Source organism: Microcystis sp. T1-4, from assembly GCF_000297435.1.
Classification (GTDB): Bacteria; Cyanobacteriota; Cyanobacteriia; order Cyanobacteriales; family Microcystaceae; genus Microcystis.
The window spans coordinates 15,133-29,182 of the sequence record NZ_CAIP01000290.1 but is presented as its reverse complement, the minus strand read 5'-3'; the positions used below and the strand labels follow the sequence as shown (position 1 = coordinate 29,182).

The following is a 14,050-nucleotide window of genomic DNA, read 5'->3' as shown; positions in this document are numbered from 1 at the left end:
AACTGTCTTACTCGGCCTTTACCAAACCCTGAGAGCGAATACAGGCCTGTTCCCAGCGACAATCGGGATTAACTTCCACCGGTTTGAGTCGCGCCCAGATTTCGCCTTGAGCATCGGCATAAAAACTATCGATAATAGCGGGAACACGAGTACCGAAAGGTTCGGTAATCAGTACAGAATCGGTCAGATTAAATACTTCGCCACTGGCTCCCGTCGCTTTTTCGATGACGGGAATTTCTGCTTTGGGAATCGGTTTTCGGAATAGAGGAGCCGAATCGGAACGGGGACGGAGGGGAGATTTTATCTCACTACTGACTGATTTTACCATTTCTGCGGCCGGTTTTTCCTCAATTATTTCTGGAGGGGTTTCCGCGGGTTTGGGTGGTACTGCAGCCCTAGAACCCTTTTTAATAATTTGTAGAGGTTGTAGGGGAGGAGTGGCTTGAATTGGCTCTTCGGGGGGTTCAGGGGTGCTAGGGGTTTTCTTCGGGGGACGTGGCATGGTAGGACAAGGAAAATAAAAACTATAGGATTATTGAAGCACATCGAGCCGCTAACCCGCTCGACCGCTGCTGGTATCAATTTTGCTGTGGCTAATTCTTCCCTGGCCCCGGGCTAGATACCCGCACTACAGCTATCTTAGGAATTAGTCGATTCCCCTCTCCCCCAACTTATTGAAAAAAATTCTCATTAAGTATTGACAAAAATTCCTAATAAGCTTATAGTTATATATAGTGTTCTCCTCTTAAGGATCGGCAGTGGAACCGCGCGGCAGTCTCTAACAACGCGGTTCCCATTTTTTTTTGGAACGATAGAAGGCTTTTAACGTCTCTAAACTTCTAGGTTTCCTCATCCTTTGGCTTTTATGAACGATAATTCCGACCTGTACCTCGATCATCTCACCCATGCGGATACTGTCATCACTGCTGAAATTGTCGAGCATGAGAGTCAATCAACAGATGAGACAGATTGGGCAGCTCTATCCTCTCATTTACGTCAACAAAATCAAGAATTACAAGCGGAGATCTGGCGACGGGAGCAAGCTATCGGGGAACTGCGATCGCGGTTAGCCGAGCAACATCGTCGCTTGCAAAGTTGCGATACCCTAATCCAGCAGCAAAACGAGGAACTGCAATACGAAAAGCAACAATTACAGCGAGCGTTAGGAGAAATCGAACAGTATCGTCAAGCAGAACAACGGCAACCGATGATTATTGCCAATTTGACCGCAGAATTGACCCGCACGCGCCAACAATTAGCCCGTTTAGAGCGAGAATGTGCCTTAATCCAGGAAAGTTATCAGGAAAAAAGCCAAAAACTGTGCAACTATGACCAGCAATTGCAGGAATTACGCACCCGTCTCCAACGTCAGCAACGCTACACCCTCCAGTATAAATCGGCCTTGGCCCAGTATTTCCAGCGCAGTAGCGATCGCAATTCTCCCCCAGATTTAGCCATTGTCGCCAAGGCAGCCGCGATCGAGCCTTGGTCTCAGACAGAGAGCCAAGAAAGCGATGAAGTGGCTCCCATCGATGAGTTTGTAGCGGAATTAGAGACAATTGAGCCAGTAGAATCCTTAAAGAAGAAAGACAGGGATTGGCCCGCACCTATCATCTCTCCTTCCCCGAAATATGCCTCTTTTCGGGTTGATTTGCCCACTTTTATTAAATATCGCCAAGAAAAAAATAATTCCTGAACAACAGAAAGAGAGCCGGCGACTGTCCATGTTTCGTCTCGGCTCTCTATTCTGGTTCGCTCCTCACACTAATTAAAATCTATCATAAGCTGGTGATTTTATCTACTAAATTCATAAAAGTTGATATTTTTATAGTTCCGTCATCGGCAGCAGTTGCCATTTTTGATGGAGAAGACGGTTAAGTAGTTTTTGACTGACGCTAATCAGGATTAATCTCGATCGCTGAATTGGGGCCGATTCTCCGATAATGCGACAGTTACGCTCAAAATTGAGCATCGCTTCGCAAAAATTCGCGGTTAGGGGATAGAGTTTCTGGCCTTCCCAACAATCGCAAACGGTTAAAATTTGCAGGATTAAGGCTATTTCGGCGGGATGATGCCAGGATAATAGTTCTGGCTCGGTTAATCTAATTTTTTCCCGATTGAGCAGTTGTAACAAACTAGAATAGCGAGCGTGGGTGTATTGAAATAAAAAGAAAAATTCTCCTCTGGGATGGAGAGGAAGCTCATCCGAGAAAAATTTATCGATTAAATCGTTTAATTTCAGTAACCAAAAGGACAAAAATTGCTGATCTAATAATAATTCTAGCCATCCTTCCCTAAGCTGAATTTGCGGAAAAAGGACGATTAAATGGTTAAATATGGTTTGAAATTGAGCGGACGTAAAATAATAAAACAGAGGTGAACGATAGAGGATAATATCAGTTTTTGAGCAACGATAGAAAGTTAATTTATGGTTATTTTCTGGAAAAATATTAATTAATTGTTGTTTTAAACAATGCTCGATCGAGGGGTGATTGCAGATAAAATTCATACTCAGAAGGGTAAACGTAGTCGTGCCAAATTAATTGCCATTGGCGAGATAAGCACTGTGGTCAAAGCAAATTTTTGGCTTAAGATGGATATAGGCAATCGGATAGTCTTTCTCTTATCAGAAACTCCAGACTATCTCTAGGGGCTTACCTCTGTCAATCTGGGGGGTTGCACTTCACTTTTGCATGGGCGATTCATGTCGTCTTTTCTGTTAGGCTTAATTTTTGTCAATTATTGATCAGTAATTCCTGGATTTCTCCCCTATTATTGCCCTGGGAATTAATATTTCGTCGGGCTTTTACCCTTTGAATATTATAATCTTTATATAAATCATCAAAAAAATTATTGTCAGAGTCAAAGTTTTTAAGGTCGGAATTACTTAAAATAAATTTATAACCTGCCCGATCGACTCGATCGATAAATTGTTTTAATCTTATTTGCTCCTCATCGTTAAAATCTTCTTTAGTATAAGAGGTAAAAGCTGATGTTTTTTTAATCGGTTTATAGGGAGGATCAAAATAAAATAAAGTCTTGTTATTGGCATAATTCAGGGTTTGGACAAAATCTCCTTGTAGGATCGTCACTTTCTGTAAATGATGGTTGACAGCTAATAAGTTTTCTTCATTGCAGATCAACGGTTTGACATATTTTCCAAAAGGGACATTAAAAAGTCCTTTGCTATTGACTCTATAAAGTCCATTAAAACAAGTTTTATTGAGAAATAATAACAAAACTGTTTTTTCTATATCTTCATCACAGCCACGAGAATTAAATTCTATTCTTTTATCTAAAAAAAACTTTTGTTGTTCCTCTAGATTTTTAAGTTCATAAAAATCCTGCTGGATTTGTTTAAGCTTGAATATTAATTCTTTGACATTATTTTTAATAACATTATAAGCCATGATTAAATCAGGATTGATGTCATTAATAATAACTTTTTGGACAGAAGAAAAATTATTTAAAACTGAGAATAAAACTGCCCCACCTCCGACAAAAGGTTCAATGTAGTTAAACTGACAATCTTGAGAAATCTGGGAATTAATCAAAGATAGAATATTAGGAACCAGTTGAGTTTTGCCTCCCGCCCACTTTAAAAAAGGTTTGCCGCTAACTGTTTTCCTTTGAGACAAAGAAGTGGTCATTATTATTGCTAGATTATCCTAATTTATTCAATTTACAGCGCAATTCAAGAAAACCTGAAAGGCGGATTTGGTATCAGAAAGGTAAACGGGGCATTGTTTTCAATACTGATTCAATTTGGTTGATTAAATCCAGCAGACGATTGCCATCCACATGAACCTCGCTGGTGGGATAATTGTCGAGGACTTCGATGACTTGAATCTCATTGTCGTTGAGGGCAGAAGTGACTAAGGAACCGCGTAAAGCTTGCCGACTAGCGGCTCGATTGGGGGTGTGGACAATTTCGGCGGCGTAATCTAGCAAACTTTCGCCAAAAAAACTATTAAGAAATTTGGAAAGAAAGATGGCATCCACCGCTACGCGACGATTAAGGATTTTGCGGAATTCTTCGGGTTTTTGGTTAGCCATCTTTAATTGTGAGGCTAAAGCGGGAGCTAATTCGCCTGTTTCGCTCAATTGCTTTAATTCTGATACCGATACGGACCCTTGGAAGATGTGGTATTTTATGATAGCTGATTCGGCGGCTGACAAAGACTGACAAACACCGAGAAAGATAGATATTCCTAGGGGAAGTAAAAGATTTTTGAACATAAACCAAAGGTGCAAAACAAGCGATAAGCGATCGGGATGATTGACTCATTCTAACGGAATTGGTTGCCGCTTAGGAAAAACTTAAGACGGTGTGGATTATCTAGAGATGAATTTTTTAGTCACCCAACTAGAAGCAAAAAGCTGATGGCTTAATGCTAATCATTAATTTACATTCGCGACAGGGCGGCGATTTTCGCTAGTTTATCTTTTTCCAAACCGTTGAGATCCTCTAGCTTTAACCATCCTTCCTTTAATAGTTGAGCAAAGACAAAAATTAGGGAAGTATAGCGATAGTCATATTTACCATCAATCTGATGTCGTCGGGCGCTTAGATAATCGTGCATTTGCCAGATATCATCTAAAACCGTGATCTGACCAGACTGTTCTTTAATATGTTCTATTAAAGTGCTAGTTTCTCGCTGATAGGCTTTTTGGAAAGCAGTTTGAGCAATTTCTTGTTCCGTATCTGACCAAATTATTTCACTCATAGGCATGATTTTAGTTTTAGGGATGATAATTTTGGATTTTTGAACTACCTCGACTCTTTTCGCCCACATCTGTAAGAATAATTGTTTAGTTATTCTTACCTAGATCGGAGAAGAAACCGGTGTATTTACCAATTTTTTTAAGTCAGCCTTTTAATTGTATAAAAAAAAGAGTTCACTTGACAAGGAACTCTAATAAGTTTCATCAGAATTTTTAATGATTTCTCTCAGTAGCTATTTAGCCACGGGCAAAGTTTAATAATTCTTTCGGAGAAGCTAATAAATCGATCGCTACGAAGAAAATTTTATTATCAGGAGTTAGGAGGAAGCGCCATGCCATATTCATACCCACACCTGCACCAAACCAAGGAGTTTGTACTTTTCCCGTCACTTTAATCTGAGTAAAACCGTCATCGGCGGGTTCTACTACACCGCGTTCGGGGATTAATTTCAAATTTTGGCATTCTTCCCGGAAAAAGCGATATACTGCCTCTTTACCGACGACGGGACGTTGGAAAGGTGGTTGCAGAGCGCCGTCAGGGGTGAATAATTCAATTAATACATCAAAGTCGTTAGCGTTGAGGTTGTCCATATAGTTGAGGACGGTGGCATTGGTAACGCCTTCAATGCTAACTTTGGTCCGTTCGGCAATATTTTGGGGAGGAACCACGGGTTCGGAAATACGGTTATAATCGCCCAGTTTCTTGGGATCGTAGCCCATATCGACCACACAATTCCGCAGAACGGTGATTTGTTGTCCCGACTCTAATTTTTTAATCCCGTCTAAAACGGCACTAGCATTAGCAGATAGTTCATAACCCTTGGGAATTGGCGCAACACTGCCATCTTCCATCCATTGTCCTAATTGATACCAGAATCCCAGCTTGATATTAGCAGACCAAGTGCCGTAGGTACGACAAATCGGGGTGTCAGCATGGTTGGCTAAGTCGCACATCACCTGCGACTGTTGCAGGGGTGACATCTGCCGAATTTCATTCATGGTTTTTTCGGCAAAGACCATACTAGCAGCGCCGGGGGCGGCAACGGTGATGGTTTTGCCCATTTCTAGATAGGCAAACCAAATCAAGGCTAGTTGATCTTCGGTATTCAGCTGATTGAAACGCGCAATCGTGGCGGGAACCACATCCGCTGATAGCGTGTTGGGGAAAATGCTCCGCGCTGATTCGATCGTAAACGGCATAGATTCACCTTGAAGTAAAGTTTTGTATCAATTTACCAGCATTCTATCATATTTGCGCCCAAAGGCAGCACCCCTGGGGAAACTTTCCCAAAAAAAGCTGTACTTTAGATCACACTTACCCAGTATTATCACAAAATCTTAATGGTTGAACAACTGTTCTATCAATTATCTGGTTTTGCGGCAGCAACGAGCGATCGCCTTTAGTTTGGCGATGCTATATAATAAAAAGTATCTCCAGAGAATGATTTTTCCTGTCTCTATGCAACACGCCTCTCTGACTCGCTTTGAACCTGCGACTACTCTTGATGAAATCCATTTAACTATATCTCCTGAACCCCTATTAACTCAGAAGGAAATAGATGCTTTTTATCGAGAAGAAATGAATAAAGTGAGAGGGGAAGATAAAATTCAGCGTCTAAAATTAGGGTTAAAACGGGTCATAGATACGCAACAATATTACAAAGCCTGTTTAATGGGACACACGGGGGTAGGCAAATCGACAGAATTAACTCGTTTAATTAATGATCATGAGATTAAACAGCATTTTAAACCCCTGCGATTTAGTGTTTTAAGTGAACTCGATGCGATTAATTTCAGTCCCCTTGATGTGTTTCTCTTTATGGTGGTGGAAATTGTTGAGAAAACCGCTAAAATTTCTCGACAACCCAGTGATGAAAATTTACAAAAGCTTTGGGATTGGTTTAGTTCTGAAGAATTTACCCGCAAGGAAACCGGAGAAAGTCAAATCAAAACGGAAGCAGGAGCGGGAGTAAAGGAAGATTCTTTCTGGAATAAAATTCTCGGACTTTTTGCCTCTCTCAAGGGAGAATTCCGGTTTGCTTCCTCGCGAGAGAAAAAAGTTGTTGAATACCGTCTTTCCCGTTCCAGAGATTTAATTAATATTGCTAATCAACTCCTGAAAGAGTGTGATCAGAACTTACAGGAAACTATGCAGAAAAGCTGGCTAATTATTGGAGAAGACTTCGATAAAGCTGGTGTTTCACAAGAAGCGGTCAGGGATTTATTTTTAAACTATTCTAACATTTTCAAAGATTTAGACATTCACATTATTTTTAATATTCCGATTGGATTGTATAATTCATCTCCTGGGATTAACCTCACTTTTGACCATAATCTCCTGATTCCCGATACTCCAGTTTTTTGCCAAAAAGATCATACTCCTAACCAAAAAGGACGGGAAGCAGTGAGAAAAGTTTTAGAAGCAAGAGTTAAATCTAATTTATTTGAAGATGGACAAATAGAGCGGGTTATTATTGCCTCTGGTGGCAATATCAGAGATTTATTTTATTTAGTTAGAGAAGCTTCTGATGAAGCAATTGTCAATCAACAAAATCTGATCATGTCTAGTCATATTAGCAAGGCAATTAACAAGTTAAGAACAGAATATAGATCACGTTTAGGAACAAATCCTCATGATAACGATCATGTTAGTTATGGGGATAAGGTAGCATTGTTAAAACGAATTTATGATGCTAATCCAGAAGCACAAATTCCCAATGAAGTATTATACGCTTTATTAAATGATCGAGCGATTCAAGAAGTAGATGGAGACGGGGAAAGATGCTTTATGGTCCATCCCCTTGTGGTTGATATTTTAAATGCTCAAGGTCGTATTCCTACTGCTCCCGATGGAGGTGTCCCCGGTGGTACATCAAGTTAATCAAACTAATCAATCGGAGTTAGAACCGGGTACTATTTCCCATACGGCAGCTCGTTTGCTATTGTGGGGACGAAGACCATCTAGAGGTTTAGCTAGGGTGGAATTTTATGATGAGTTTTCCCGTCAGCAAGTAGTTAGAGAATTAGAGAATAAACTGCAAGAACAAGGCATTATTTTTCATAAAATTGTCTTACCAATATGGGAAAAACCCTCTTTTGTCTTGAACTTCTTGTTAACACAATTGGCAGAATTGGAGTCGGGAGTAGTATCAATTACTGGTTTTGAAACCGCTTTTAGTTCTGATGTTTCCCTAGTAGATGCCTTGCAATTAATTAATTTCAATCGAGAAAATTTAGCTCGCTTTAATCTCCGACAAATTTGGTGGATGAATCATGATTTTACTAACAAAGTTATTCGGTATATGCCAGATTTAAATTCTTGGTTTTTCCTGCGATTATTTTTAACAGAAAATTCAACCCAAGCTACCAACTATAATCAGCTATTTACCGATAAAAATACCGTTCATGATCCCTATAATTTACCAGGAACAGCAGTTAACTTTGTTGGTAGAGAACAGGAATTATCCCGGATTCATCAAGCTTTTCAGCAATCTTCCCCAATTGTTTTAAGTGGGATGGGAGGTTCGGGAAAAACTGAATTAGCTTTACAGTATGCTTGGCAACATAAAGGGGATTATCCTGCGGGTATTTGTTGGATAAATGTCCTTAACAGTGACCCCGGTTTGGCTATTTTATTTTTTGCCAGAGAATACCTGGGTTTAAACATCCCCAATCAGGGAACCTTAAGTGAACGAGTGCGTTACTGTTGGCAAAATTGGCCCGAGGGAAATGCTTTAATTATTTTTGATGATGTGCGTGACTACGACCAAATTAAATCTTATCTACCACCGGGAAAAGAATCTCGTTTTCGGGTTTTAATTACCACTCGCTTTAGTTACTTAGGGGTATCGCTATCAACGATAAACTTAGATGTTCTCACAGAAGCGCAAGCTTTAGATTTACTGCAAACCTACTTAGGAAAAGAACGTCTAACCGCGGAGTTAGAGGCAGCCAAGCAACTTTGTCAGTGTTTAGGATATTTGCCTCTAGGATTACAATTACTAGGCAGTTTTCTGAGACAAGAAACCACTGAAACTTTAGCAAATATCAAGGAAAAATTCTCCAAAAAAGGCTTAAAATATCTCAACTCTGATAAGGAGGAAGTCCGCAGTATTAAAACAATTCTGGATCGCAGTTGGCAACTGTTAGAAAAAGAAGAACAAAAATTAGCTCTTTATCTCAGTTTATTTGCTTCGGCACCTTTTCCCAAGCACTTAATCATCAGTTTATTTTCTGATGAAGCTAAAGACGAGATAGAAAAATGGTTAACCGATAGCTTGGTTAAGCTTAATTTGCTGAAATCTTTAGGCAATGAATGGTATCAACTGCATCCCCTCATCCGTCTTTATCTACGGGAAAAATTAGAAGGTTCCGAGATAGCCAATACCGCAAAAAGTCGTTATTGTACGGTGATGACAGATACATCGAGAACAGTCCCCCAAACTCCTACTCTAGATATTATTCAAAATCTGACTCCCTTAATTCCCCATATTGAACAAGCTGTCAGGGAATATCCAGAATATATCGCTGATGAGGATTTAGCTTGGTCCTATACGGGTTTAGCTCGTTATTATAAAGGACAAGGATTGTATGCTATTGCTGAACCCTACTATCAAGATTGTTTAACCGCAACTCGAACCCGCTTAGGAGACAATCATCCCGATGTGGCAACTTCCCTCAACAACTTAGCAGGATTGTACGATTGCCAAGGCAGGTACACAGAAGCGGAACCTCTCTATCTAGAAGCATTAGATTTGAGAAAACGACTCTTAGGAGACAATCATCCCCATGTGGCACAATCCCTCAACAATTTAGCACTATTGTACTATTCCCAAGGCAGGTACGAAGAAGCAGAACCTCTCTATCTAGAAGCATTAGATTTGCATAAACGACTCTTAGGAGACAATCATCCCGATGTGGCAACTTCCCTCAACAATTTAGCAGCATTGTACGATTCCCAAGGCAGGTACACAGAAGCAGAACCTCTCTATCTAGAAGCATTAGATTTGAGAAAACGACTCTTAGGAGACAATCATCCCGATGTGGCAAATTCCCTCAACAATTTAGCACTATTGTACTATTCCCAAGGCAGGTACGAAGAAGCAGAACCTCTCTATCTAGAAGCATTAGATTTGTATAAACGACTCTTAGGAGACAATCATCCCGATGTGGCAACTTCCCTCAACAATTTAGCAGGATTGTACGAATCCCAAGGCAGGTACACAGAAGCAGAACCTCTCTATCTAGAAGCATTAGAATTGTTTAAACGACTCTTAGGAGACAATCATCCCGATGTGGCAACTTCCCTCAACAATTTAGCAGGATTGTACAATTCCCAAGGCAGGTACACAGAAGCGGAACCTCTCTATCGAGAAGCGATTAATATTGCTACCCAAGTATTAGGGGAAAATCATCCCCATACCCAAACAATTATGGAGAACTATAAAACTATGTTTTCGCAACTCCAGCAAGCAGAATTAAGATGAGTTAGAGTTTAAATGCTTAGGAAAATGGGGTTCGCAGGCGCACGGATTTTCCACTATGAATATAATATCATGTCAAGGGGCTTTTGTCAAGAGAAAATTTGACAACATCCAGATAATGTAGGGTACGTTAGACGGCAAAAATTTCTGTTTTAACTTCAAGCTAACAATCCGTCGTAACGCACCACCAATCATCGACTATGATTGAATTAATCACTGATAACTGATAACTGATAACTGATAACTGATAACTGATGACTGATAAAGCTATGACACTCAAAGAACAACTAATTAAAGAAATCGAGCAGACACCTGACACCCTTTTGACTGAATTACTTGACTTTTTGCTCTTTATCAAAGAACGACATACTGCAATAGAAATTACAGAAGAAGAGCAAGCTAACATAATCGCTTCTGAATCAGCTTATCAAGCAGGAGACTATCTAACCCTCGAAGAATATGAGACAACTCAAGCGTGAACTACAGAGTTATTATTCCGAAACCAGTTCAAAAACAACTAAACAACTTACCCAAACAACAACGCGAACGCTTAATTACTGCCATTAGACTACTTACCGATACACCTCGTCCTAGCGGAGTCAAGAAACTCAAAGGATATGATGAAACCTACCGAATTAGAATAGGAGATTATCGCATCATTTACAAAATTCAAGATCAAGAAATGCTTATTATCATATTGAGTAGTATTCATCGAAAAGATGCTTATTGAACCTCTCAGTAGGTGGGTGGAGTGAGAACTATAAAACTATGTTGTCGCAACTCCGGCAAGCAGAATTAAGATGAGTTAGAGTTTAAATGCTTGGGAAAATAGGGTTCGCAGGCGCACGGATTTTCCATTATGAATATAGTATCATGTCAAGGGGCTTTTGTCAAGAGAAAATTTTTTTGACCCGGAAGGAATTCAACCTAGATAAAAACTGAGGATCAGAGCCACTAAAAAACTCATTAACAGGCATAAAGTTCCGAAATAAAGGACGATTTTAGGACGGAAAGCTGATAGGAGGAGGATAAAAGCTTTAATATCAATAAGGGAAGCGACCAGTAAAAAAGCTAGAGTGGAACCCACGGACAGATTAGTAATTAAAGAACCGGGGACAAAAGTGCTAAGACTGGTATTAACAGCGAGGGTGAAACCAAAGAACAACTGCACGAGAATTTGAGTAACGGGAGTATCCCCCCAGGCAATTAATTGACTCTGAGGTAATAATAACTGAAAGATACTAGCGATGGCACAGCCAATAATTAATAATCCCCCTAATTCCAGTGCTTCATCGATAAAGTTATCGAGAAATAACTGCACAGAAATTGGCCAAGCTTGCCTATCTCTAGTTTTATACTCATAAACAAGACTGCCGACTCTTTGCAGGGGTTGACTGGCTGCTTCCTCCGGTAAAAAACTACCAGAAAGAACTAAACTCGATTCTAGGGGAATTTCACTATCGGTGCGGGGTTTTTCCCGATAGAAACTAAAGAGAGTTCCGATAACAATTGCCATTAACCAGACCGAAAGCGATCGATAGAAGAAAATACTAGAATAGGTGAAAGTCTGCCAAGTTAGCCAAAGAGTGACGATATTTAGGGCAGGTGCAGCGGTGAGAAAGCTAAACACCACCCCTGGGGGTACTCCCTCTAATAAAAATCTTCTAGCGACGGGAATCGTGCCGTATTGTCCGACGGGTAAGATTAATCCGATTGTACTGCCAACGATCGCTCCTAACAGTCGATTACGGGGAAATATCGCCGCTAATCGCTGTTTATTGACGAAAACAAGCAAAAAACTGGAAACGGCTGCCCCCAAAAGTAAAAAGGGAAGCGAGGTCAAGACTAAACTAAGAAAAAAAGTAACAGCGATAGAAATTTGATTCATGAATAGGGTTCAAGATCGGAAGCTATCCTACAAAATAGCAGATAAGGTAAAAAGTAAAAAGAGCGGTTTTAGATGCAACAATAGGTTAGTTTGTTGAAATCAACAATTAAAAAGAACGTAAAGCGATTAATTGTGCCTCAGCTTTATGAAGGGATTCTAACCATTCTTTTTCGGGATCGCTATCGGCAACTATTCCCGCTCCCACTTGTCCCCAAACGGTGTTTAAATTCCCTTGAGCAGTCATTAATAGGGTACGGATGAGAATATTCAAATCTAAATGACCCCGTAGGTCAATATAGCCACAGGAACCATAGAATAAATTGCGTCGCACCGGTTCCAATTCTTCGATAATTTCTAGACAACGAACTTTCGGACAACCGGTAATTGTTCCCCCCGGGAAAAGAGCTTTAATTAAATCAATAGCATGATACTTTTTATCTAATTTTCCTTGAACATTACTGACCAAGTGCATAACATGACTATAACGCTCGATCGTCAGTAATTCATCCACATGAACCGATCCCCATTCACAAACTCTACCCAGATCATTACGTTCTAGATCCACTAGCATAATATGCTCGGCCCGTTCTTTTTTATTAGTTAATAGTTCCTCGGCCAATTGTCGATCGAGTGCCTCGGTTTTACCCCGGGGACGAGTTCCAGCGATCGGTCTAGTGCTGGCTATTCCTCTTTCTAATTTCACCAATCTTTCGGGAGAACAACTAATCATTTCTCCCCAAGGGGTGCGCCAATAACTGGCAAAAGGAGAAGGGTTAATCTGTTGTAAACTGCGATAAATTTGCCATCCTTTTGCCTTAGTTGTGCTTTGAAATCTTAGGGATAAATTTGCTTGAAAAATATCACCTTTTCTGATATAATCTAAGGCTTTTTTAACAGCTTTTTCGTAGTCGAGTTGAGAAGTATAAAAGATTAAGGGAGAGGGATGGGGATCGATAAACTCAAAATCGGGGTTAGTGGTTAAAGATTGTTCGTATTTATCTAAATCTTCAGGTTTAGTGGCAGCTAACCAGAGAATTTGTGCTTGGTGATCGAGAATGGCAAAACTATCCGGTTCATACCAATAAGCGACGGGAAAAGGGAGAGTATCAGCTTTCCTGTCGGGTAATTTTTCTATTTCCCAAGCTAAATCGTAGCCTAACCACCCCAACCAACCACCATGGAAGGGAAGATGATCGGGAAGATGATCACATCGGGGTTGGGGGAGTAAACTGCTTAAAAAGGGCAAAATTTCGCCCAGTGCGGGGGTCCAAAGCTGACGCGGGGAACCAGCACAAAGAGAGTAACGGGAGAGGGAATTACCCGGATAGGGACTTTCTAGTAAAGTAGCGATCGCATCTTGGGAGAATAAGCAGGCAAAAACCTCGGAACCAGTGCGCTGATGCAGAGGAAGCGATCGCCAATGCCATGCTAAAGGTTTTTGCATCTAAAATCGCGGGCCAAAATAGCTGGGAAATTGGGTATAACTAGGGTTTTGGTGTTAGTTGTGGGGGAGTTGATCTTTCCTATCTGCTAACACCTATGATCTTAGTCCTAAATGTTTGCTGCCTCGTAATTATCCCCGATAATCGAGGTCAATTTCTTTAGAACCGCCGCGCTGTAATTGGCCTAACAATTCCCCTAACTGACTCCAAACCAAACCACCGATAAAGATAGTCATCGGGAGAGAGATAGCGTAGGCAACCCAACCATTGAGAATAAATATATCTAATCCCGAGGCCAGGAAAAGACAGATTCCTACACAAATACCAATAAAAGGAATTTGTAAGGAACTGGATTTTAAAAGATTTTGATCGTCTGAACCCTTATTTTTATACCAATTGTTAACCACTTCCTTGAGACTAGCTTCAAAAGCGGCCCCGCAGGTAATACCGATAAATAAACCGGCAAAAACTAGAAAATAGGGCGGTTGGGGCAGAAAATAATAATCCATAGA

Annotated in this window: 14 protein-coding genes; 5 read left to right on the top strand and 9 right to left on the bottom strand. The window is 40.4% G+C overall.

The features are described from left to right. Nucleotides 1-7 precede the first annotated feature (7 nt). Nucleotides 8-502, bottom strand: coding sequence for a hypothetical protein (locus MICAI_RS16305; protein ID WP_008204507.1), 495 nt, complete (start codon nt 500-502; stop codon nt 8-10). A 363-nt stretch (nt 503-865) separates the two neighbouring features. Between MICAI_RS16305 and MICAI_RS16300 the strand changes: the two genes are divergently transcribed. Continuing rightward, nucleotides 866-1,696: a hypothetical protein gene (locus MICAI_RS16300; protein ID WP_008204506.1), complete on the top strand. Its 831-nt coding sequence runs from the start codon at nt 866-868 to the stop codon at nt 1,694-1,696. Nucleotides 1,697-1,825: 129 nt separating this feature from the next. Here MICAI_RS16300 and MICAI_RS16295 read toward each other — a convergent pair whose 3' ends face one another. The 5 genes from MICAI_RS16295 to MICAI_RS16275 all read right to left on the bottom strand — a co-directional run bounded on the left by MICAI_RS16295 (nt 1,826) and on the right by MICAI_RS16275 (nt 5,925). Beyond that, nucleotides 1,826-2,509: a DALR anticodon-binding domain-containing protein gene (locus tag MICAI_RS16295; protein ID WP_008204504.1), complete on the bottom strand. Its 684-nt coding sequence runs from the start codon at nt 2,507-2,509 to the stop codon at nt 1,826-1,828. Nucleotides 2,510-2,735: 226 nt separating this feature from the next. Continuing rightward, on the bottom strand, nt 2,736-3,650 hold the full coding sequence (locus MICAI_RS16290) for a DNA adenine methylase (protein WP_008204502.1): 915 nt from the start codon (nt 3,648-3,650) through the stop codon (nt 2,736-2,738). A gap of 73 nt (nt 3,651-3,723) precedes the next feature. Beyond that, a complete protein-coding gene (locus MICAI_RS16285) occupies nt 3,724-4,239 on the bottom strand; it encodes an alpha/beta hydrolase (protein ID WP_008204500.1) in 516 nt (171 codons plus the stop codon). 167 nt (nt 4,240-4,406) lie between these two features. Beyond that, nucleotides 4,407-4,796 carry a hypothetical protein gene (locus MICAI_RS16280; protein WP_008204498.1) on the bottom strand — a complete coding sequence of 130 codons (390 nt, stop codon included), beginning with the start codon at nt 4,794-4,796 and terminating at the stop codon, nt 4,407-4,409. Between the two features lie 166 nt (nt 4,797-4,962). Beyond that, on the bottom strand, nt 4,963-5,925 hold the full coding sequence (locus tag MICAI_RS16275) for an orange carotenoid-binding protein (RefSeq protein WP_002777584.1): 963 nt from the start codon (nt 5,923-5,925) through the stop codon (nt 4,963-4,965). A gap of 259 nt (nt 5,926-6,184) precedes the next feature. On the opposite strand from MICAI_RS16275, the gene MICAI_RS16270 reads away from it, so the two are divergent. The 4 genes from MICAI_RS16270 (at nt 6,185) to MICAI_RS16255 (ending at nt 10,938) form a co-directional block, all read left to right on the top strand. Then, entirely contained in the window at nt 6,185-7,606 is a 1,422-nt protein-coding gene (locus MICAI_RS16270; protein WP_008204495.1) for a hypothetical protein, read from the top strand. After that, the gene (locus MICAI_RS16265) at nt 7,575-10,211 is read left to right on the top strand and encodes a tetratricopeptide repeat protein (protein WP_008204492.1); all 2,637 of its coding nucleotides are present in this window, start codon (nt 7,575-7,577) and stop codon (nt 10,209-10,211) included. The genes MICAI_RS16270 and MICAI_RS16265 overlap by 32 nt, the downstream gene beginning before the upstream one ends. A 266-nt stretch (nt 10,212-10,477) precedes the next feature. Then, nucleotides 10,478-10,687: a hypothetical protein gene (locus MICAI_RS16260; protein ID WP_002798302.1), complete on the top strand. Its 210-nt coding sequence runs from the start codon at nt 10,478-10,480 to the stop codon at nt 10,685-10,687. Then, entirely contained in the window at nt 10,684-10,938 is a 255-nt protein-coding gene (locus tag MICAI_RS16255) for a type II toxin-antitoxin system RelE family toxin (protein ID WP_002746390.1), read from the top strand. The genes MICAI_RS16260 and MICAI_RS16255 overlap by 4 nt, the downstream gene beginning before the upstream one ends. 192 nt (nt 10,939-11,130) lie before the next feature. On the opposite strand, the gene MICAI_RS16250 is transcribed toward MICAI_RS16255, so the two are convergent. From MICAI_RS16250 to MICAI_RS16240, 3 genes are all read right to left on the bottom strand, one after another. Further along, nucleotides 11,131-12,096: a permease gene (locus MICAI_RS16250; RefSeq protein ID WP_008204485.1), complete on the bottom strand. Its 966-nt coding sequence runs from the start codon at nt 12,094-12,096 to the stop codon at nt 11,131-11,133. 106 nt (nt 12,097-12,202) lie between these two features. Next, nucleotides 12,203-13,540, bottom strand: coding sequence for an anthranilate synthase component I (locus MICAI_RS16245; RefSeq protein ID WP_008204483.1), 1,338 nt, complete (start codon nt 13,538-13,540; stop codon nt 12,203-12,205). A gap of 129 nt (nt 13,541-13,669) precedes the next feature. Beyond that, nucleotides 13,670-14,047 carry a hypothetical protein gene (locus MICAI_RS16240; protein ID WP_008204481.1) on the bottom strand — a complete coding sequence of 126 codons (378 nt, stop codon included), beginning with the start codon at nt 14,045-14,047 and terminating at the stop codon, nt 13,670-13,672. Nucleotides 14,048-14,050 lie beyond the last annotated feature (3 nt).